Below are 445 nucleotides of genomic sequence, written 5' to 3'. Positions count from 1 at the left end.
AGTGGAACACCTCGTGGAAGCCGAACCAGCGCGGCGACGGGTTAGGCCGCTTGATCCCGTAGATCACGCCGCCCGCGCTGTAGAGCAGCCCGCCGACGATGACGAGGACCAGGACCGCGATACCGCCCGTCCGCATGAAGTCGGGCAGGAAGAAGACCGCCGCCCAGCCCATCGCGATGTAGCACGGTGTGTAGAGCCAGCGCGGGGCGCCGACCCAGAAGACCCGGAAGGCGATGCCGCCGCGGCGGCCGCCCAGACCGCCCAGAGCAGGGGCCGTCCGGTGGATTCGGGCAGGAGAAGCAGGGTCAGCGGGGTATAGGTCCCCGCGATGATCAGGAAGATGTTGGCGTGGTCCAGCCGGCGGAGCACCGCCTCCCCGCGCGGGCCCCAGGTGCCGCGGTGGTAGACCGCGCTCACGCCGAAGAGCAGGCAGGCCGTCGCGATG

At 70.6% G+C, this 445-nt stretch carries 1 pseudogene; it reads right to left on the bottom strand.

The features are described 5' to 3' along the window. Nucleotides 1-445: pseudogene (locus G3I60_RS44025) on the bottom strand (hemolysin III family protein); the annotation flags it as partial.

Origin of the sequence: Streptomyces sp. SID13666, assembly GCF_010548325.1 — a bacterium.
GTDB lineage: Bacteria > Actinomycetota > Actinomycetes > Streptomycetales > Streptomycetaceae > Actinacidiphila > Actinacidiphila fildesensis.
The sequence above is the reverse complement of the archived record's forward strand: the minus strand, read 5'-3'. Positions and strand labels throughout refer to the sequence as shown.